Origin of the sequence: Weizmannia sp. FSL K6-3076, assembly GCF_038007245.1 — a bacterium.
GTDB classification, from domain to species: Bacteria; Bacillota; Bacilli; order Bacillales; family Bacillaceae_C; genus Weizmannia; species Weizmannia faecalis.
The window spans coordinates 2,900,185-2,920,136 of record NZ_JBBOWU010000001.1; the positions used below are offsets into that span (position 1 = coordinate 2,900,185).

Annotated in this window: 15 protein-coding genes; 10 read left to right on the forward strand and 5 right to left on the reverse strand. The window is 46.2% G+C overall.

Annotated features, from left to right (window positions below; translation table 11 throughout):
• The first annotated feature begins 13 nt into the window (after window positions 1–13).
• From NSS95_RS13775 to NSS95_RS13815, 9 genes are all read left to right on the forward strand, one after another.
• Window positions 14–430: a hemerythrin domain-containing protein gene (locus NSS95_RS13775; RefSeq protein WP_014097125.1), complete on the forward strand. Its 417-nt coding sequence runs from the start codon at window positions 14–16 to the stop codon at window positions 428–430.
• A gap of 12 nt (window positions 431–442) precedes the next feature.
• Entirely contained in the window at window positions 443–742 is a 300-nt protein-coding gene (locus NSS95_RS13780; protein ID WP_340713984.1) for a hypothetical protein, read from the forward strand.
• A gap of 17 nt (window positions 743–759) precedes the next feature.
• Window positions 760–1,029 (forward strand): hypothetical protein, encoded by a 270-nt coding sequence (locus NSS95_RS13785; RefSeq protein WP_104851612.1) that lies wholly within the window; start codon window positions 760–762, stop codon window positions 1,027–1,029.
• Window positions 1,022–4,696, forward strand: coding sequence for a nitrate reductase subunit alpha (locus NSS95_RS13790; RefSeq protein ID WP_340713985.1), 3,675 nt, complete (start codon window positions 1,022–1,024; stop codon window positions 4,694–4,696). Before NSS95_RS13785 ends, NSS95_RS13790 begins: the two co-directional genes overlap by 8 nt.
• Complete coding sequence (narH, locus tag NSS95_RS13795) at window positions 4,693–6,198, forward strand: nitrate reductase subunit beta (protein ID WP_026684106.1); 1,506 nt, start codon at window positions 4,693–4,695, stop codon at window positions 6,196–6,198. Before NSS95_RS13790 ends, narH begins: the two co-directional genes overlap by 4 nt.
• A complete protein-coding gene (narJ, locus tag NSS95_RS13800; protein ID WP_035183518.1) occupies window positions 6,191–6,772 on the forward strand; it encodes a nitrate reductase molybdenum cofactor assembly chaperone in 582 nt (193 codons plus the stop codon). Before narH ends, narJ begins: the two co-directional genes overlap by 8 nt.
• 13 nt (window positions 6,773–6,785) lie before the next feature.
• Window positions 6,786–7,484: a respiratory nitrate reductase subunit gamma gene (gene narI, locus NSS95_RS13805; RefSeq protein ID WP_014097119.1), complete on the forward strand. Its 699-nt coding sequence runs from the start codon at window positions 6,786–6,788 to the stop codon at window positions 7,482–7,484.
• 17 nt (window positions 7,485–7,501) lie between these two features.
• Window positions 7,502–8,656 (forward strand): nitrate/nitrite transporter, encoded by a 1,155-nt coding sequence (locus NSS95_RS13810; RefSeq protein WP_035183513.1) that lies wholly within the window; start codon window positions 7,502–7,504, stop codon window positions 8,654–8,656.
• Between the two features lie 169 nt (window positions 8,657–8,825).
• Window positions 8,826–9,719, forward strand: a complete 894-nt coding sequence (locus NSS95_RS13815) for a fructose bisphosphate aldolase (protein ID WP_035183511.1) — start codon at window positions 8,826–8,828, stop codon at window positions 9,717–9,719.
• 270 nt (window positions 9,720–9,989) lie between these two features.
• Here NSS95_RS13815 and NSS95_RS13820 read toward each other — a convergent pair whose 3' ends face one another.
• Window positions 9,990–10,424 carry an SIS domain-containing protein gene (locus tag NSS95_RS13820; protein ID WP_340713986.1) on the reverse strand — a complete coding sequence of 145 codons (435 nt, stop codon included), beginning with the start codon at window positions 10,422–10,424 and terminating at the stop codon, window positions 9,990–9,992.
• 451 nt (window positions 10,425–10,875) lie between these two features.
• Here NSS95_RS13820 and NSS95_RS13825 point away from each other — a divergent pair, with 451 nt between their 5' ends.
• On the forward strand, window positions 10,876–11,193 hold the full coding sequence (locus NSS95_RS13825) for a hypothetical protein (protein ID WP_035183509.1): 318 nt from the start codon (window positions 10,876–10,878) through the stop codon (window positions 11,191–11,193).
• Between the two features lie 358 nt (window positions 11,194–11,551).
• Here NSS95_RS13825 and mcrC read toward each other — a convergent pair whose 3' ends face one another.
• The 4 genes from mcrC to NSS95_RS13845 all read right to left on the reverse strand — a co-directional run bounded on the left by mcrC (window position 11,552) and on the right by NSS95_RS13845 (window position 19,859).
• On the reverse strand, window positions 11,552–12,619 hold the full coding sequence (gene mcrC / locus NSS95_RS13830; protein WP_340713987.1) for a 5-methylcytosine-specific restriction endonuclease system specificity protein McrC: 1,068 nt from the start codon (window positions 12,617–12,619) through the stop codon (window positions 11,552–11,554).
• The gene (locus tag NSS95_RS13835; protein WP_340714056.1) at window positions 12,609–14,441 is read right to left on the reverse strand and encodes an AAA family ATPase; all 1,833 of its coding nucleotides are present in this window, start codon (window positions 14,439–14,441) and stop codon (window positions 12,609–12,611) included. Before NSS95_RS13835 ends, mcrC begins: the two co-directional genes overlap by 11 nt.
• 629 nt (window positions 14,442–15,070) lie before the next feature.
• Window positions 15,071–18,154: a type I restriction endonuclease subunit R, EcoR124 family gene (locus NSS95_RS13840; RefSeq protein WP_340713988.1), complete on the reverse strand. Its 3,084-nt coding sequence runs from the start codon at window positions 18,152–18,154 to the stop codon at window positions 15,071–15,073.
• A gap of 184 nt (window positions 18,155–18,338) precedes the next feature.
• The gene (locus NSS95_RS13845; RefSeq protein ID WP_046722045.1) at window positions 18,339–19,859 is read right to left on the reverse strand and encodes an IS5-like element ISBco3 family transposase; all 1,521 of its coding nucleotides are present in this window, start codon (window positions 19,857–19,859) and stop codon (window positions 18,339–18,341) included.
• Window positions 19,860–19,952: the final 93 nt, after the last annotated feature.

The following is a 19,952-nucleotide window of genomic DNA, read 5'->3' on the forward strand; positions in this document are numbered from 1 at the left end:
AAGGAGCGAAAACATGTCAGGACCATCTTTAAGGCGCGCCGACAGCCATTCGTCCATCCATGAAGCGGCTTTAAATGAAGCCCGCGATTTAACGGATTTGCTTGCGCAGCTGCTCGGGAAAAAGATGCACGCGGAGGCGCTGAAAACCGCTTTGATTTTGCTTGAACATTGGGAAACAAGGACGCTCGCGCACGCCCAGGCAGAGGAGGAAGGCCTGTACCCGGAACTGCTTGCCGAAAATGAAAACATGAAAGATAAGCTCACCGCCCTTGCCCGCGACCATGATCTGATGCGGAAACTGGCACAGGCAGTGAAAAAGGATTTGCAGCAGGAAAAGCTGGGCCGGCAAACCGTCCGTCAATTTTATGCATTGATATGTATCGATGAAATACATAATCACGAAGAAGAAAGCGTACTCCCCCATCATTAAAGAGGTGAAGTCATGAAAGAACAGCAGGAAAAACCGCTGTTTTCCGTCTCCCCGCCACTTTACCATACGTTCATGCAGACATTTGAACTGCATCATATTCATCTGTATGACGCAGATCCGGCGGGCGTCGAAAAGGAAAACGGGATTGAAGTGGTGTTACGCTACGGCGATCGTTTTCAACATGAAACAAGAAAATGCTTCTCCTTCTCCGATATTGAAAACGCGCCGCTAGTGGCGGAATTTTTCAATCAAGCGGCGGAATCATGCAAAGAAGTGCTGATTGCAGATTACTACAAAATGATGAAAAGCTGATAAGGGAAGGTGAAAACATGTTCCAGTTTGAAGACGCAGATTTAATCCAGGACCGCGAGGATTTGATCGCCATCATGCGCATGCGTTTCGGTGATATCCCCCCGGCATTCATTGAAACCATTTATCAATTAAACGATCCGAATACACTGCAGCGGCTCATTCTGGCCAGCGCCAATGCCCAGGACTTCGAAGTCGTGGAAGAAGAACTCCGGGCCGAATCCGGCAGCATCCGGTTAACGGGCGAACGCTTCAATCCATTCGGGAAAGGAAATGACGGCCATGTATAAAGACAACAAGCTGCTTCAGCGGCTGAGGCATTTAAAACGCGGAAAACGGATCAACGACGGCTGGACGGAAGAAAGCCCGCGCTCGCGCGATGCAGAAAAATATTACCGCAGGCGTTACGGCTACGACAACATTGTCCGCTCCACGCACGGGATCAACTGCACCGGCTCCTGCAGCTGGCGGATCTACGTGAAAGACGGGATCATCACAGCCGAGACGCAGCACACCGACTATCCGACAACCGGCAGCGATTTTCCGGAATACGAACCGCGCGGATGCCCACGGGGAGCGAGTTTTTCCTGGTATACGTACAGCCCGGTCCGCGTAAAGTTTCCTTATATTCGCCAGGACTTAATCGAACTTTGGCAGGCGGAAAAGGAAAAAGGCCATGACCCTGTCACGGCGTGGGCGAACATTGCCGGAGACGAAACAAAACGCGCCCGGTATGTCACAGCCAGAGGAAAAGGCGGTTTTGTGCGCGCCGATTGGAAAACGGCATGCGAAATCATCGGCGCCGCCTCGATTTACACGATCAAAACGTACGGCCCCGACCGGATCGCCGGCTTCAGCCCGATCCCGGCGATGTCGATGGTCAGCTATGCGGCCGGCACCCGGTTTTTATCGTTGATCGGCGGCACGATCCTGAGCTTTTACGACTGGTACGCCGACCTCCCGCCCGCTTCCCCGCAAATCTGGGGAGAACAGACGGACGTTCCGGAAAGCGCGGACTGGTATAATGCCAAATACTTTATCATCTGGGGCACAAACCTGCCGCAAACGCGGACGCCGGATGCCCATTTTATGGTGGAATCCCGCTATAACGGGACAAAGATTGTCGGTATCAGCCCGGATTATGCCGAATACGACAAATTTGCGGATATTTGGTTGCCTGCACGCGCCGGCACGGACGGGGCGCTTGCCCTTGCAATGACGCATGTCATTTTAAAAGAATTTTACATTGACCGCGAAACGCCATATTTTTCCGATTATGCAAAAAAATATACGGATCTGCCTTTTCTCGTTGAAATTGACGAAAAAAACGGGGAGGCCCGGTCCGGCCGTTTTCTGCGGGCAACGGATCTCACGGACGGCGAAAAACTTGGCGAATGGAAAACGCTTGTCTGGGACAAGGCGGCAAACAGCCCCCAAGTCCCAAACGGCAGCCAGGGCTTCCGCTGGGACGGCAGCAGCAAGTGGAATCTCGAGCTGACAAAAGACGACGGCAGTGCGATCGATCCGAAATTAAGTTTTATGGATGACTATGATGAAACCGTGGCTGTCACTTTCCCTTACTTTGCCGATAAGGAAGGCGGCACGATCAAGCGGGCGGTCCCGGTCAAACGGTTAAAGACAAAAGACGGGCAGACGGTGAAGTTTACCACTGTATTTGATCTTTTCTGCTCGCACCTCGGCGTGGATCGCGGCCTGCCCGGCGATTTCGCGGCGGATTACAATGACGCAAACGCACCGTACACCCCGGCCTGGCAGGAAAGCATTACCGGCGTGAAAAAAGCGCACGTCATCCAGGTCGCGCGCGAGTTTGCCGACAATGCCGCCCGCACAAACGGAAAATCAATGATTGCCATGGGCGGCGGGACCAATCACTGGTACCATAGCGACCAAATTTACCGCTGCATTTTAAACCTTGTCATGCTGACGGGATCACAAGGCGTAAACGGCGGCGGCTGGGCCCATTATGTCGGGCAGGAAAAAGTGCGCCCGCTCGAAGGCTGGCAGCAAATCGCCTTTGCCAATGACTGGACAAAACCGCAACGCTTCCAAAACGGTACATCCTTTTTCTACTTTGTAACCGACCAGTACCGGTATGAAGCGCGCATCAACGACAACCAGGAAGGCTGGGGCGGCCGTTTTAAAAACATGCATCCGGCAGACGTCAATGCCCTTGCAGCAAGGCTTGGCTGGCTCCCTTCTTTCCCGCAGTTTACAAAAAATTCGCTTGACCTTGTCAAAGAAGCCCGCGAAAACGGCGCAAAAGACGACCAGGAAGTCATCCAATATGTCGTGGAGCAGTTAAAGCAGGAAAAACTCGAATGGGCAATTGAAAATCCGGATGATCCGCGCAATTTTCCAAGGGTATTTTTCAACTGGCGCTCGAATCTTTTGGGCGACAGTGGAAAAGGCCATGAATATTTCGTCAAACATTTTATTGGCGGTGACGATGCCGTAATGACCGATACGGCCAACTCGTGGCAGCCGGAAACGATCAAAACAGAAGGTGAGCCGCCGCGCGGAAAAGCCGACTTGTTTGTCAGCATGGATTTTCGGATGACCAGTTCCGGCCTGTTTTCGGATATTGTTTTGCCGGCTGCCACATGGTATGAGAAATTTGACCTCTCAAGCACCGACATGCACCCGTTCGTCCACCCGTTTAACGCGGCGATCTCCCCGCCGTGGGAATCGAAAAGCGACTGGGAAGCGTTTAAAGAGATCGGAAGAACATTTTCGGAACTCGCAAAAGAGCATTTGCCGGCGTGCGAAGACCTTGTTATGATGCCGCTCGGCAAAGACACACCGAATGAAATCGGCCAGCCGTTCGGAGAAGTGAAAGACTGGCGCAAAGGCGAAGCGGAGGCGGTGCCGGGAAAAACGATGCCGAACTTCGTCATTGTCGAGCGCGACTACCCGAACGTTTTTCAAAAAATGACCACCCTCGGCCCGAACATTCAAAACGGATACGGCAGCAAAGGCATTCAGATACCCGGTGAAGGCGTTTATAAAGATTTGCTTTCCCGCCTTGGAAAATCGCGGCGGGAAGGGGTTGGAAAAGGGCTCCCGGATTTATCGTCCGATAAGCAGGCAATTGAAGCAATTCTCTTTATGTCCGGCGCCACCAACGGAAAACGAGCGGTTGAAGAATGGAAAGCACTTGAAAAGAAAACAGGACAAAAACTGGAACACATTGCCAAAGGCCGCGAAGACGAAGACTTCACCCTGCTGGATATTACCGCCCAGCCGCGCCATACGATTTCCGCGCCGGTCTGGAGCGGGCTTGAAAATGATAACCGCCGTTATGCCCCGTTTACAATGAACAAGGAATACAACATCCCGTGGCGGACACTGACAGGAAGGCAAAGCTTTTACCTGGATCATGAAGTCATGCTCGATTTCGGCGAAGGGCTGCCGCTGTATTTGCCGCCGCTTCGGCACGGGCCGTATTTAAAAGGCGAAACTGCAGCGCCTGAAAACGGCAAATCGATTACGCTCCGCTACTTGACGCCGCACCAAAAATGGGGCATCCATACGATGTTTACGGATACGACCCAGATGAACCATTTGTTCAGGGGATTCCAGACGGTCTGGATGAATGAGAAAGACGGGCAGTCCATCGGCATTAAAGACAATGACTGGATTGAAGTGTACAACCGGAACGGCGCGATTGCCGCGCGGGTCGTCCTCACTTACCGGATTCCGCAGGGGATGGCATATATGTACCACGCCCAGGACCGGGTATTGGGCGTTCCGGGCACGGCCGTCAGCCAAAAGCGCGGCGGTACCCATAACAGCGTCACACGCATTTCGCTGAAACCGACCCATATGATTGGCGGTTATTCCCAGCTCAGCTACGGTTTTAATTACTACGGCCCGACCGGAAGCCAGCGGGATACCATCGCCATCATCCGGCCGCTAAAGGAGGTTAACTGGCTTTGAGAGTAAAAGCACAAGTCGCAATGGTGATGCACCTTGATAAATGCATCGGCTGTCACACCTGTTCCGTCACTTGCAAAAACATGTGGACAAACCGGCCGGGGATGGAATACATCTGGTTTAACAATGTCGAAACCCGGCCCGGTGCCGGTTACCCGAAACAATGGGAAAACACGGACCGTTTTAAAGGCGGCTGGGTGTACAAAGACGGGAAACTGAAGCTGCGCGCAGGCGGCCCCGTTACGAAACTGGCGCAAATTTTTTACAACCCGAACATGGCTAAAATAGATGATTTTTACGAACCATGGACATATGATTATGACCATCTGATCCACAGTCCGAAAAGCGACCATATTCCTGTTGCGAGACCGCGCTCGATGATCACCGGAAAACCGATTGACAAGCCCCGGTGGAGTTCAAACTGGGACGATGACCTTGCCGGCGGGAGCGAGACGACGGCGCTTGACCCGAATATGGAAAACTTGCAAAACCATATTACCGGCGAGTATGAAAAAACGTTCATGATGTACTTGCCGCGCATTTGCGAGCATTGCCTTAATCCTTCGTGCGTCGCTTCCTGCCCGACCGGCGCGCTCTACAAACGCGATGAAGACGGGATCGTCCTTGTCGACCATGAAGCATGCCGCGGCTGGCGTTTTTGCATGAACGGCTGCCCGTACCATAAAGTGTATTACAACTGGAACACGCATAAAGCGGAAAAATGCAATTTCTGCTATCCGCGCACCGAAGCCGGCCTGCCGACGATCTGCTCGGAAACATGCGTCGGCCGGATCCGCTACATCGGCGTATTGCTTTACGATGCGGATAAAGTGAAGGAAGCCGCATCGGCCCCGGATCCGAAAGCATTGTACGAATCCCAGCTGTCCGTCTTCCTCGACCCGTTTGACCCGGAAGTAATAGAGGAAGCCCATAAAGCCGGCATAACCGACGCATGGGTGAAAGCCGCGCAGGATTCCCCGGTCTATAAAATGGCGATGAAATGGAAAATTGCGCTTCCGCTCCACCCGGAATACCGGACGCTGCCAATGGTATGGTACGTGCCGCCGCTCAGCCCGATTATGAACCATCTTGAAAATGAAGACGAGTTGTCCACGGACGGCTACATCCCGGCCATTGACCAGATGCGGATCCCGATGGAATACCTTGCTTCGCTGTTAGCGGCAGGCGATACGGCAGTAATCCGGAAAGTGCTGCTGAAAATGGCGGCGATGCGCGTCCATATGCGCGCCAAAACGGTCGGCGGCGTGGATGAGCTGAACAAAAGCAAACTGCTTGAAGAAGCCGGCATGACTGCAGAAGAAGTGGAAGATATGGCACGCCTGCTTGCAGTTGCCAAATACAGGGAACGGTTCGTCATCCCGACCGGCCGCCGCGAAATGAACGGTGACCTGTATTACAAGCAAGGCTCCTGCAGCATTGAAGAACTCGCCCCACCGGAAGGCATGGTTACGTATCCGTTTGAAAGGGGAGCAAGCAATGAATGATCGTGAAAAACTGATGTTGGCCATTGCTTCGCGGATGCTTACCTATCCGACAGAGACGCTTTACGAGGAAAAAGAGGCGGTCATCGCGGCGGCGAAAGAAACAGGCGCGGCGCTTGAAAAAGCTGCTGCCGCCCTGTTTTGCCTCCCACTTTCCGAAATACAGTCTTTGTATGTGTCCACATTCGACCTTCAAGAGAAAAACGGACTGTACTTAACGTACCATGAATTTGGTGACAGCCCGAAACGCGGCGCCGCTTTCATTAAACTGCAGAAAATGATCAACGAGGCCGGTTTTGAACGCAACGACGGGGAATTGGCCGATTATATACCAATGCTATTTGAATTTCTGGCCGTATCGGAGCCGTCACGCGAAACGGAACGCCTGTGCAAAAGGCTCGCCTATGCCGTCCAGCGGATTGCCGGCCATTTATCAGAGGAAAGCTTATATATGCCGGTTTTCTCCGTGCTGATGGAACAGATTTTTGAACAACCGAGCAAAGAAGAGATTGAAGCATTGGAACAACAGAGGGAAAAGGCCGATCTTGAAAATCTGCCTTACCCGATCATGTATTAAAGGAGGTACATACATGGCTTCTATCTTTTTATGGGTCATCTTCCCCTATGTAATGGGCACCATCATGATTTTCGGGCTGTTGTACCGGTATGCGTTCCGACAGATCAGCTGGGCGGCACCCTCCACTGAAATTTTCGAGAAAAAATGGCTCAGCATCGGCTCTCCCCTTTTTCATTGGGGCATTGTCTTTGCCTTTATCGGGCATCTCATGGGTGTCCTTATCCCGAAGCGATTTTATGAAGCCATTGGCGTACGCGATGAGCTTTACCACACGGGTGCCATTATCGGCGGCGGCATTGCCGGGCTGATGGTCGTCGCAGGGCTTGTCATTTTACTGATCCGGAGAATCAAATTTGAACGGGTGCGAATCCACGCCACATTCGCCGAATTTTTTTCCATCATTGCCCTGCTTGTAGTCGGCGGGCTTGGCGCCTATATGACCATTGTGTACAATACGACGGTCACGGCATATGAATACAGGACAACCATCGGCCCATGGTTCCGGAGCTTATTTGTCTTCCGGCCGAAACATGAACTGATGAACGATGTGCCAACGCTTTTTAAAGTGCATGTTATTGCGGCGTTTCTCTTGTTCGCTTCGATCCCGTTTACACGCCTTGTCCACCTGTTCAGCTTTCCGGCGCGCTATCCGGTACGCGCACCGCAGCAATACCGGTCCCGCGCCGGTTACAAGCGCATACCGGAAAAATGAGATGAAAGGATAAGCATATGAAAAAGATTCAACTCCCATTGCAGACAATTAGTTTAGTGGCAGCTTTTATGATTTGGGTCATCCTCTCTTCTCTTCTTACCTATATAAAAGGGGACATCCCGCTGACACCGGGCGAGACTTCATGGGTGACCTCTATTCCGGTTATTCTCGGATCGCTGTTCCGAATTCCGGTCGGGTTTTATGCAAACAGGCTCGGAGCAAGGGTGCTGTTTACATTCAGTTTCCTGTTCCTTTTGATTCCGGTGTTTTACCTGAGCATTGCCCAGTCTTTCTGGGGCCTTGTGGTCAGCGGATTTCTAATCGGGGTTGCAGGCGCCACTTTTTCGATCGGTGTCACTTCCCTTCCGAAATATTACCCGAAAGAGCGGCACGGGACGATCAACGGGATTTACGGTATGGGGAATCTCGGCACCGCTGTCACCACCTTCGCCGCGCCGGTCATTGCCAATATGGCGGGATGGCGAACCACTGTCAAGCTTTTCTGCATTCTTTTGATCGTCTTTGCTTTGCTGAATTTCTTCTTTGGAGACCGGCATGAGCCAAAAGTCAAAGTTTCGTTTGCGGAAGAATTTAAAAAAGTGTACCGTGACAGGCGGCTCTGGTTCCTCAGTATTTTTTACTTTATTACATTCGGTTCGTTCGTCGCCTTTACGGTCTACCTGCCAAACTTTTTGGTGTCGAATTTTTCCCTCGCCAAAGTGGATGCCGGCATGCGGACAGCAGGATTTATTTTGCTGGCAACATTGCTGCGGCCACTCGGCGGATTTCTGTCCGATAAATTTAATCCGTATACGGTGCTGGCGTTTACTTTTATAGGACTGACCCTTTCCGGCATCCTGCTTTCCTTCAGCCTCGGGATTACGCTGTTTACGATCGGCTGCCTTGCCGTCGCTTTCTGTGCCGGTATCGGAAACGGCGCGGTTTTCAAGCTCGTTCCGCTTTATTTCTCAAACCAGGCGGGGACGGTAAATGGCATCGTCGCAGCTGCCGGGGGGCTCGGCGGTTTCTTCCCCCCGCTCCTTTTAACATTCGTTTACGGGCTGACCAAAAGCTATGCGATCGGCTTCATGTCCCTTTCGGAAGTGGCCCTCGCAAGCCTTGTGCTCGTTTTCTGGATGAGATTCAGCGAGCAAAACCGGGTGCCGGGATAACCGCCCGGCTTCTTTTTTAGGGGCACGCAAAGGAATCCGAATTAGAATGAATATATTATTTTTTTCTCCCAATCAGTAGTGTTATGCTTATGCATAGAGGTTTCTTTTTCATTCATCGGGATATGAAGAAAAAGAAGCCCTTCAAAAAACCTTATAAGGAGAGATCATGATGAACCAAACGCAGTTCGACAAAGTCAAGAACGGAAAAGGTTTTATTGCGGCGCTCGACCAAAGCGGCGGCAGCACACCGAAAGCATTGGCAAACTACGGCGTGCCGGAAGATGCCTATTCAAACGAAGACGAAATGTTTGATCTTATCCACCAAATGCGGACAAGAATCATCACTTCGCCAGCTTTTGACGGCAAATACATCCTCGGCGCCATTTTATTCGAACAAACGATGGACCGCCAGATTGAAGGCTTGTACACTGCGGAATACCTGGCTGAGAAAAAAGGCGTTGTCCCATTTTTAAAAGTGGACAAAGGGCTTGCAAATCTTGAAAACGGTGTTCAACTGATGAAGCCGATCCCGGATCTTGATGCCACACTTCGGCGTGCAAATGAACACCATATTTTCGGAACAAAAATGCGCTCTGTCATTAAGGAAGCCAACCCGGAAGGCATTAAAGCTGTGGTTGACCAACAGTTTGAATTGGCAAAGCAAATCCTCGCGGCAGGCCTCGTTCCGATTATTGAACCGGAAGTAGATATCCATAGTGCAGACAAAGAAAAATGCGAAGAATTGTTGAAGACAGAACTGCTCAACCATCTGAACCAATTGTCGGAAAATGATAATGTGATGCTGAAGCTCACCATTCCGACAGTGCCAAACGTCTACAAGGAATTGGTTGAGCACCCGCGCGTTGTCCGCGTTGTTGCCCTTTCCGGCGGCTATTCCCGCGATGAAGCCAATCAAAAGCTGAAAGAAAACGATGGCATCATCGCAAGCTTTTCGCGTGCTTTAACCGGGGAACTCAACGCCAACCAGACAGATGAAGAATTTAACGCAGCTTTGGAAAAAGCAGTAAAATCGATCTATGATGCTTCGGTTAATAAAAACTAACAGAAACCAGCAGGGCGCCCACAGTCCTGCTGGTTTTATTTAAAGGTGCAGAAATAACACGACTCAATCTGGCTGCTCTCCAATCTTGAGAAACAGGACTGGACCACTGCATACCCGTCCGGACAAGGCACTTTACATCCACTACCACAGCTACCGGTACATCTTCCCGCTTTTTGTGCTGGGGAATGACAGGAGGAAATACAGCACGCTTAATTGTGTTGCGGGAAAAGGGGCATATTTAGGATAAATGCCCCTTCCTTGTTTTTGGTTTTAAACGCTCACCCTTGTGCTCATATATTTCGTATAGTCATTATTTGCATTTCTGTTTGGATCCAACCCGTTGATTTCCGGAATAAATACCGAAAGAATTTGAATAACCATAGTAATCCCTAAAACAGATTGGGTATATGGGTGATGCTGTATATTGATTACCATTGGATCTTTTATTTTTTTTCGCTGGGCATTAATCATCATGACTTTATCTGTTTTTGTCCGTAAATAGCGGAATGTTTTTTCGATAAAAGGAGCGTTGGAATTTTCACAGTTTAATAGGATGACACTGCTGTTTTGATTGATTGCCCTGTGCATTCCGTGAGGAAACTCCTCAATATCATTAAAAGCAGCCGGCATGCACATCGTTTCCATTAACTTTAACTGTCCTTCTAAAGCCGTTCCGTAATTCATCCCACATCCGAGTACAAACACGTTTTTCATCCCGTTCCCGAATTTCGTGGCCTTGCACCAGTCAACTGTGCGTGCAAAAATATCCGGCAGCTCCTCTATGGAAGACAACAGTTCATGGTAAATAGTATGAAATTGATTTGCGCCTATCTTCCTTTTTTTGCAGGCGAGATGCACAGCAAAGCGTAACAGTACAACGAGTTTAGCACTGTACCCTTTTGTTTTGGCATTGCTTTTTAGCCGACTACAACGAGCAGCTGAGAAAAGGTGCTGAACCAAAACCGTCTTTCCTTTTCACTCACTATACTACCGTTACAGGAGTAGGTGCGGCAGTATTTAAAATTTCGCTGCATTGCATAAAGACCATTTAGAAGTCATAGAAAAAAATGGCAAAGTAAAATATGTTTTTAAATTCGGATGGAACTTTAATGCTAAAAAAGCATTTGGACGAATTGTTAAAAGGTGGAGATCATAAATGGTGGAGAAATTAGCAGAATTACTACGTGTATTAGAAAATATTCATTCAAATGTAAATGTTTTAACCAAAGAGGACTTTAACGAACAGTACGATAACCTGAAAGATTTTCAAGCCTTAATCAAAGAATTAGAGAAAGTAATAAGCGATTTTAAAAAAGTTAATCCTAACGATGGGAACAAGGTAGAACAATATTTACTAGAGTTTCATAGAATTTTAACAACCTTTGAGTGGCATTTTTCGGAAATCAACGATATAAATACAAAAATACTAAAGAATTACAAAGATAGAATTGCAGGTAATACTAAAGAAATTTAACTTCCGAATACCTCGGCAATGAATATGCCAGAGGGACATTTATGGCGGTCATAAATGTATCACTGGTGGAAAATCGGGATCCTTGAGGAAATGGCGCATTATCGTGAAATGCAAATGGGGCGCATCAATGCATGGAATACCTCTTCATTTTTTGGATGACCTCGGTAAATAACCCGAAAAGGTAGGTTCACTGCTCAAGAGGCAAGGTAGCTGTTGATATTAGAGGTGCAATGTACCTTTTTATGATGTCTGTACACCTTCATTCGATTTTTAGGCATGTATTATAAACAAACCTATCTCAATCAATAGCAATGCACGCCCCATTTACAAACCTCTTTATTGTTGTACCTCTATATCCCTAGGCCTCCTTCTTTTCAATCTCTCCAAAGTATGATGTTGCAATGTTGTCCAGCTGTTCAGCAATGTTCCCAAAGGCAGTATTTAAATCCAGTGTTTTCACACTCATTTTATTTCCACTCATCATAAAGTCGGCGTCTGGCACAATGGTTTCTTCGGTTCGGGCATACAACAGCATACCCGCTACATTGCCGGTGTTGCCGACATCCTGATTCTTTACATAGGTAAAAATCTGATACAGGTTGTTGGAATGAAATGTCCTGCTGCCATACCTGCTCTGAACTTGCATGGTATGCGCATAGTACTTTGTATCGATGATCAGTACTTTGCTGTATGATTTTAGTACGATGTCTGTCTGCATAGTCGGAAGGAAATCAGTCGTCCCCGCATCAATGTTCCATGCTATCTGTGGAGCGGCTGCCCGCAAACTCGGATAATGATAGCGGTAATATTCCAGCACAAATTTCTCAAACAGGCGCGACATGTGCTGCTCATCCAAGAAATTGGCCATTTTGAACTTACCTTTGTCTGTGGAGAGCAGTAAGCCATCTAAAACAAAATAGCAGATGTTCAGGAGCATTTTATAGCTTTGATTGTTTTTCTGAAACCGCAGAATGTTCCATTTAATGCGCGTTGGCTCAATCATATCCACACTGTCAAAATGTAGCATCACTTTTTTCAAGGCTGTTCTCCGTTTAACGTTTACAGATGGCTGCTGCATGAGTATGACAGAGGTGGTTTTCAGGATTTGGTTAAATACATTATTTTCAGACAGCTCATCATATTCGCAGGAGAGCTTTTGCTTCCGCTGCAGTTTATGATGGATGGTCCCATGAATGTCCAGTTTACCGCGTAACACGGAAAGGTCATCACAATATGAAACATATTCCTTATACAAGCCCTGTTTTAGTTGCCGGGCGATTCCTTTAGCAAGGATGGCAGCAAATAGATCTTGGATATGCTCAAACTTTTCTGACCCTATTTCATCGTAGTTTGATCGTTTCAGCACACGAAAGGCGTAAGAGAGCATATAATAGATGTTTCTAATCAGAATGCCTTTATCTTTCATCATTGAAAACACCGCGCAGTATGTTTTCCCAGCGCTGCAATTTGTCCGGTTCATCAAACCAGTATTCATGCAGCATCGGAAGAATATCGTATTCAACCACTTCCTTCAGCCATTCATCCGTACATTCAGCCTGTCCACAAAAATAACTGTGGCCAATACGAAAACCAGGCCCAAGTGAACTGTCAGCAGCAATTTCCTGATTCAGTTCCTTTATGCGTTCAATTAAAATGTTAAACGTGTCATGATCCAATGCTGACTGGTAGGATTGAAAACCGGCAGAATGAAATCCCGGTTCAATTTCAAAGAAGCTGAACCGGCGGCGCAAAGCATAATCGATCATTGCAAGGCTGCGGTCAGCTGTATTCATCATCCCGATCATGTACAGATTCTTTGGAACAGTGAACGGCATGCCGTTATAAGCAAGCGTTGCCTTTGTGCCGCGATAATCTTTTTCAATTAGCATGAGCAATTCACCGAATATTTTACTCATGTTGCCGCGATTGATTTCATCAATTATAAAGAAGAACGGTTGGTCCGGTATGTTCGCTGCCTTTTGGCAAAACTGGTAGAAAATGCCGTATTGTAATTCAAACCCATCCTCTTTAGGTTTATATCCCATCATGAAGTCCTCATAGGAGTAATTCTGGTGAAACTGAATAAACGCAATGCGGCTATCGTCTTTTAACCCCATCATTGCATAAGCAAGCCGCTTTGCTGCAAAGGTCTTGCCAACCCCTGGAGCTCCCTGCAAAATGAGGTTCTTTTTATGCTTCAGCAGAGAGATGAGCGTTTCGTAACGTTCTTCAGTCATATATACCTCTTCCAAAAATTGATCTTTGGAATAAGCTTCCATATTTTCTTTCGGCGTAATCGGGTTTTCCTCGCGAATAATGTCTTCAATAAAGTCATATTCTTCCTTCGTCAGCTTGAAAAGACTGCCCTGTGGATTCTGGAAATACTCCATTTTTTCCAGCTCAGGACAATTTTTCAATGTTGCATAATCGATCGGTGTGACAAGCCCTTCTGTTTTTTCAAAATAAAGATATTCTCCATCACTTTCTTCCAGCACTTTCGCAAGTGCTACCACCTGTTTCACCGGGTAAGATTCATATCCAATAATAAGGTCGCCAGCCTTCGCATCCAAGAAGTTTTGAAAAATGCGGCGTTTGTTGCCATTTTCATTATACAGTGTATATCGCTGCGTCTCGCCGATGTCGATATCCGAGAAACGCCAAATTTTAGGATTAGCATTGAGCCACCAGTAACCCTGCTTCTCTTTACCTTGGCTGATTTTAGCTTGTGGCTCCTCTTCATACAAAGGAATTTCAGAAAGGTCAAACTGATCCAGTGCTTTGCTCAATTCATCACGCAGTTTCCACATATAATTACCTGCCATATCTTTGTCTGCATGCTTTCCAACATATAAAATCGGCCACCATTTTGCATTATCGTTATGAGATGTCATCAAAGGACATTCCGTCGTCTCGGCAACACGCTTTGCAAGAGCAGAAGATCCACTATTATAATAGTTCGGATTATTCCCATATTTTTCTGAAAGCTGCTTACAAGTGGCCATGCCGCCACAGTCTTTTATGCGCTTCATGATTTTTAGACTTTTTGTGTTAAAAACACGTTTATCTGCAAGCAGTGCAAGCCATTCCTCCGTTGTAATATTTGGGCTATAGTCCATTGGAAACCACTCGGCATGATCTTCAGTAGACTTTTTTGTATAAAAACGGCTGATATAAAAGCCAAGATCCATCGTCAATGTCTTCAGCGCTTTATCCGGGTAGCAATGATCCGTAAGCACAGATTGCAGCATTTGTACCAATTCCTCATCCTTTTTCAATTGCTCGCAAATTTCATTGTAAAGGTGAAATTCCCCTACGAGATTGCGAGAAGAAGCGCCTTTTTTTGGAATAAAATCGCTGTCAAGCACTTTTGCCACAGCCCGACATTCCGAGTACTTGTAAATATAATATTTATCCGGATAACGGAGCCAAAGGTATGTGCTGATGGAATTCAGCGTTTGAAAATGCTGCCTCCATGTGCCTTGATCATATTTTACACGCATTGCTTCGGCATCGGACTGGAATTTTTCAACTCGTTCCGCAAAATGCTTGGACTCATCATACAGATTGATAAACATGGCTCTTGTCGCTTCTTCATCTGCCGCAGCGTACAACTGAATCATTCTTCTTGGGTAGTTGTTCACGGAAGTGAGCAGATTATTGGTTTTGTCTGTTGCTTTCGTGAACATCTCAGCAAAGTCAGAAGCATTGATATCCCAATGATCTTGAAAATGCTGGACCGCTTCCCATTTATATTTTTCATTTTCCCAGTGCGTTGAGAAGTTTTGTTTATATGCTGCGATCACCGCTGCTAACGAATTTTTGTTGATCATAAGCCATTTCACCTAATTTTTCATTATATCTTAAACATGGTTCATCATTAACTATACTTTTGCTTCGTCTCAGCAATCCATTGTGGCAATTTAGTCGTGAGGATCATATTATGTCTTAACAAATTGCCAGCCGTTTGATTGGTTGCCTTGTTGAAATCAACACTGCGAATGAGATCATTGATAAAAGGAACAATATCAGGCTCAGAAGTGGAATATGAATTCACCGCTTTTATAAGTAATTCACTATCTAATCCCCACTCCGAAGAAAATTGAATGACCGTATCGCGCAGCTTATCCGCTTTCCAAATTTCAAATGCCTCATCAAAGTTCAAATTGCTCGATAAGTTACCAGGTACAAGCTCAGTATCCACAAATTCCTTTAATAGTTGTGCTTGCTCATGGTCTCCCATGTTACTTAACTCTTGAATTTGTTCATAAATAATACGAAGGGTTTCACGATCCACCGTTTGCACGCCGTACGGTGAAGTAACTTTTGAACCTATTAATTTTATAATATGGTTTGCATCAATGACTTGTGTTCCTGCCAATTTCGTTTTCCCAGCAAGCGGATGAACGGTTGATGGCGCAGGTGGGGTTCCGGGCTTCCTTGTTAAGTTTTTATAAGCACCGACATACTGCAGCCAAGTGTGCTCGTCTATTCCAAAAGCGTCATCATTCCACTTAAATTCATAGTACTGTTCTACCAAATTTAACTGCTCAGCAGCATCTTTAAAAGCAAGGATAAAGGCTTCCTTTTTCTTCTCATCCTGTTCTATTTTTTGCCATTCAGTAGGATCAGGTAAAGTCGGGATCATTTCAGATACTTTGATTTCCAATTTCTTTACAGCCGTTTGGTAAGTATCCACAATGGCCTTACTGCTCTTCCCACCGCTTCCATATAGCTTCAAAGCTTGATTTACCATTTCTTCAGTCATTCGAGGGTATTGGAAGTTGATAATCGTTCCAAATTCTTTTTTCGAACCAAAGACACGATTGGTGCGTGAGTAGGCTTGGATCAGACCTTGAAGTTCAAGGGTACGGTCAACATAAAGCGTATTCAGACGTTTCGAGTCATAGCCTGTCAACAGTTGGTCTGCCACAATGACGAGGTCAATATTTTTCGGGTTTCGTCCACTGCCGCCTCGTGTCGCGCGCTCTACAAGATCCTCAAAATAAGCATCTTCACCGTGTTTTTTATCACCAGCTACAAACTCAATGCCAGTAAATGCAGCGTAGTCCTTAAACATCTCGTTGACAATTTGGGGATCTAATGGCGTGGGATCATTCTCACTACCGAAACTAAACGTCATCGCCACATTTAGCTTTTCCCCACGTTCTTTTAGTTGTTTTTTAAATTCATGATAATAAGCAATGACACGATCTTTATAGGCAACCGTCAAAATTGCATTAAATTCTCTTGCTTGTGATTGTGATTCCCAATTATTCAGAATTTCTTCCACTACCCGTGGAATATGCGTTTCGTCTTGGTATACAAGCAGCCCTCGTTTTTTTGCTTGCTTTTCAACGTCCGCTTCTGACATTTCTTGAACTTGGCGTTCGATTTCTCTGTCCGTCAACTCAGGATGTTCTTCCTTCATTTGTTCAGCGATCTGGTCTCTTAAATCATCATAACTTTTGAATTCTCCGGTGTTGATATAGTCAACGTGAAAACCTAATACGTTTTTATCAGCAATCGCCTCGTCAATCGTATATTGATGTAACATTGGCCCAAATAACTTTTCAGTTGTATTGATGACTTCACTTTTTTCATTGATCTTTCCTTTGACCTTATTTTCATCAAATAAGGGGGTGCCGGTAAAACCAAAGAAAAGTCCATTTTTCTTGAAATAGCGTTTTATCGTTCCCATCATCTGTCCCATTGTCGTACGATGGGCTTCATCGATGATAAAGACCATTTTCTTTTCTGCCAAACGATTGTCGTGCGCTTCTTCTAATTCCTTCACTAAAGCATTGAGTTTGAATGTTGTCGTGACCACAATGCCATTCTTTGCTGACATCAGTTTCTTTTTTAGCTGGTAGGTGTGTTTTGTATCATCGACAGAAACCGGCTCATAGGCAGCATATGCTTTGAAGTTTTCACTGGTACGATTATCCAATTCACGTCTATCAACAAGGAAGACGACTTTATCAAATCCTGCTCTTGTCGATAAAAACAAAGCAGTCTTGAAACTTGTGATCGTTTTTCCTGAACCGGTCGTATGCCAAACAAAACCGCCATGAGGCATTTTTTCATCATTGTCCCATCCAAATGCAGCTCCTTCAACCGCCTGTAGAGCGTGGACTTGATAGGGACGCATTAACATATGTCGCCTGTTTTCCTCATCTCTCGCTTCATCAATGACTAAGTAATCGCCAACCATCTGATGTGCCATTGGAATCATCAAAAATTGTTCAATTACTTTTTTCCAATCGTTTATTACATGGTTATCTTTATCTGCCCAATGAAAGACGAAACTCGGGTTAAAATCTCCAATTGTTTTGGGCGTAGCGAAATATCGAGTGTCAATTTCAGAAGTGATGACCATCATTTGCGAAAAAGCCATAAAGTTATGACTGTATTCACCGTCACGGTAGTAGCGCATAAACTGGCCAAATGCCTCGTCCAACGTTTTGTCCGTGCGTTTTTGTTCGATATTGATTAAGGGCAAGCCGTTGATCAGCAGGACAATATCAAAACGGTTGTTGTTGGGGGTCTGTATTTCTCTCGCAATCCGATAGCTCGAGTCCCCACCACGTACTTCAGCTTTTTTAAAAATCGTCAACGTGATTTGTTTTCTCGTGATTTTCGGATTGTCATCACGGTAGATGCCGTCGATCTTACCTTTTGATCCTTCAATAGCCAAAATCTTTGCAGCTTCATAGCTATTGCTGATTTGATTGACCTTTGCCATCACTTGTTTGAACTCATTATCGGTTAATTCCACGCCTTCAAGCTGGTCAGCATTGATACGGTTGAGTTCACTACGCCAGTGCGATACCAAGTCAGCAACCGTTACTTTTTGCTTATTGCCGTTTAAAAACTCGGGTGCTTCCCATTTATATTTCTGCAGTTCCTTGACAAAATTCTCTTGAAAAGTTTTCTCCGCCGCACTCTTTGGTGTATTGCTCATAATTGCTCCCCCTTTATACAAACATCTCATTGAGGTATGCTTTTTTGATGTTTTGTAGTTTTTCGAGCTTACGTTGATGGAGGGTGATGAGGTTGTCGAGTCCCACAAAAAAGCTTCCTATTTTTTTCTGTTCCTCTATTTCTGGAACTTTGTAATTAGGGTTTGCTGAACGAATGAGATTCTGTCAGATACAAGCCAAATTACGGTTAAAAAAATATAAAATAGTGTTGTGTAAAAATTTCAAAAAAAGAACCCTGAGCTTCCGCTCCAGATTCATTATAAGGAATTGAAGGGCTACTACTGTTTCACTGGTCTCCTGAAGGCGTGCTCGAATAAGGCCTAGCCCATACTTGCGCTTGCCTTCGCCAAATTTGCTTTCAACGGCATTACGTTCAGAGGCATCCTGCCTTGCCACGCGTTCTAAGGTTTTGTCTTCCGTTTTGGATGGGCGTCCCAACCTTGGCCCACTCAGACGAATGCCAAGAGATTTGCAGTATGCCAGGTTGTGACGGTTTCGGTAGATTTTATCTGCTAAAATCGCTTCTGGATAAAATCCGAACCGGTTGTAGTAGTTCTCAATAGATTCTCTAAGGGTGATCCCTTCATTGTAATTTTCCCAGTCGAGTTGCTCAATCAAGGCATAGCCATCTACAACGCTAATGGCGACTTTTGAGCCGAATTCCACGTTCGCTTTTGCCTTGCCACGCACAATTGGACGGACATGCGGCTGGGAAATGCTCACAATCCGGTGGTCAATCCGATGTGTTTTCTTTTTGTACATTTCTGCCTGTTGGCGGTAAAGTTCATGAATCACGAGGAGTTGTCGGTATTCATCTTTGCTCAAAAGAGACAGGGAGCTTTGGGAAATGAGATTTCCAATGATCTCCAGATTCCGTTTCACATATCCAAGTTGTTTGCCGACAGCTTTCCGGATTTTCCGGGCTCCAGCTTTGCGTTGCTTAGCGACAGAAAGATAGTCCCTGCGGGCTCTTTTTCTGTAGGTCCTTGGCTTTCGTAATTTTCCTTTGTGCGGTTCATGCAGTACATCAATGATATGCTCCAGTTTCTCACGGGCTTCGTTCAAAAGCCCCAGGTCAGTAGGGTAAGCAATATCAGCCGGTGCACAGGTTGCGTCCAGAATGAGCTTTCCTTTGTTCTTCGTTTTAGGAGAAGCCGATCCAGTTGAATTCTCTTCCGAAGCAGGACCGGAAGGTTGATGATCACCACTACTATGATCGTCATCATCATGGTGATCATCATCGTTGCCATTTTCCTTAGATGCTTCTTCCGATTGGCGTTCTTGTTCTTCCAGAACAATCCATTCATTCAGTTCATTGATGATGTTTGCACCCAAACGTTTTCTAAAACGAGTCATCAGAGAATGATCGAATGGGGCTTTTTCCTGGAATTCAGGCAACCCAATAAAATACTGAAGATACGGGTTTTCCGTGATCTGTTCGACTGTTTCCCGGTCAGATAGCCCAAGCCGTTCTTTGATATAGAGAGCCCCAAGAGCAACTCTGACAGAATAAGCCTTTTCACCTTTGAATTTTTTCTTGAAGGACTTGGCATACTTTTCTTCAGCCTTCCACCAAGGGATTAATTCAGCAAGACGGACCCAGCGATTTTCTTTATTTAATTTTCCACCGAATGGTAGAAAAAAATCTTCTACAAAAGTTAATTGATGTTCGGTCTTTTTGTACATCGTAACGGCCTCCAAGTGCAAGGTTTTTTATACGTTTCCTATAAAATCCTTACACTTTATATTCGACAAAAGTGGCCAAAATCCTTGTCAAAT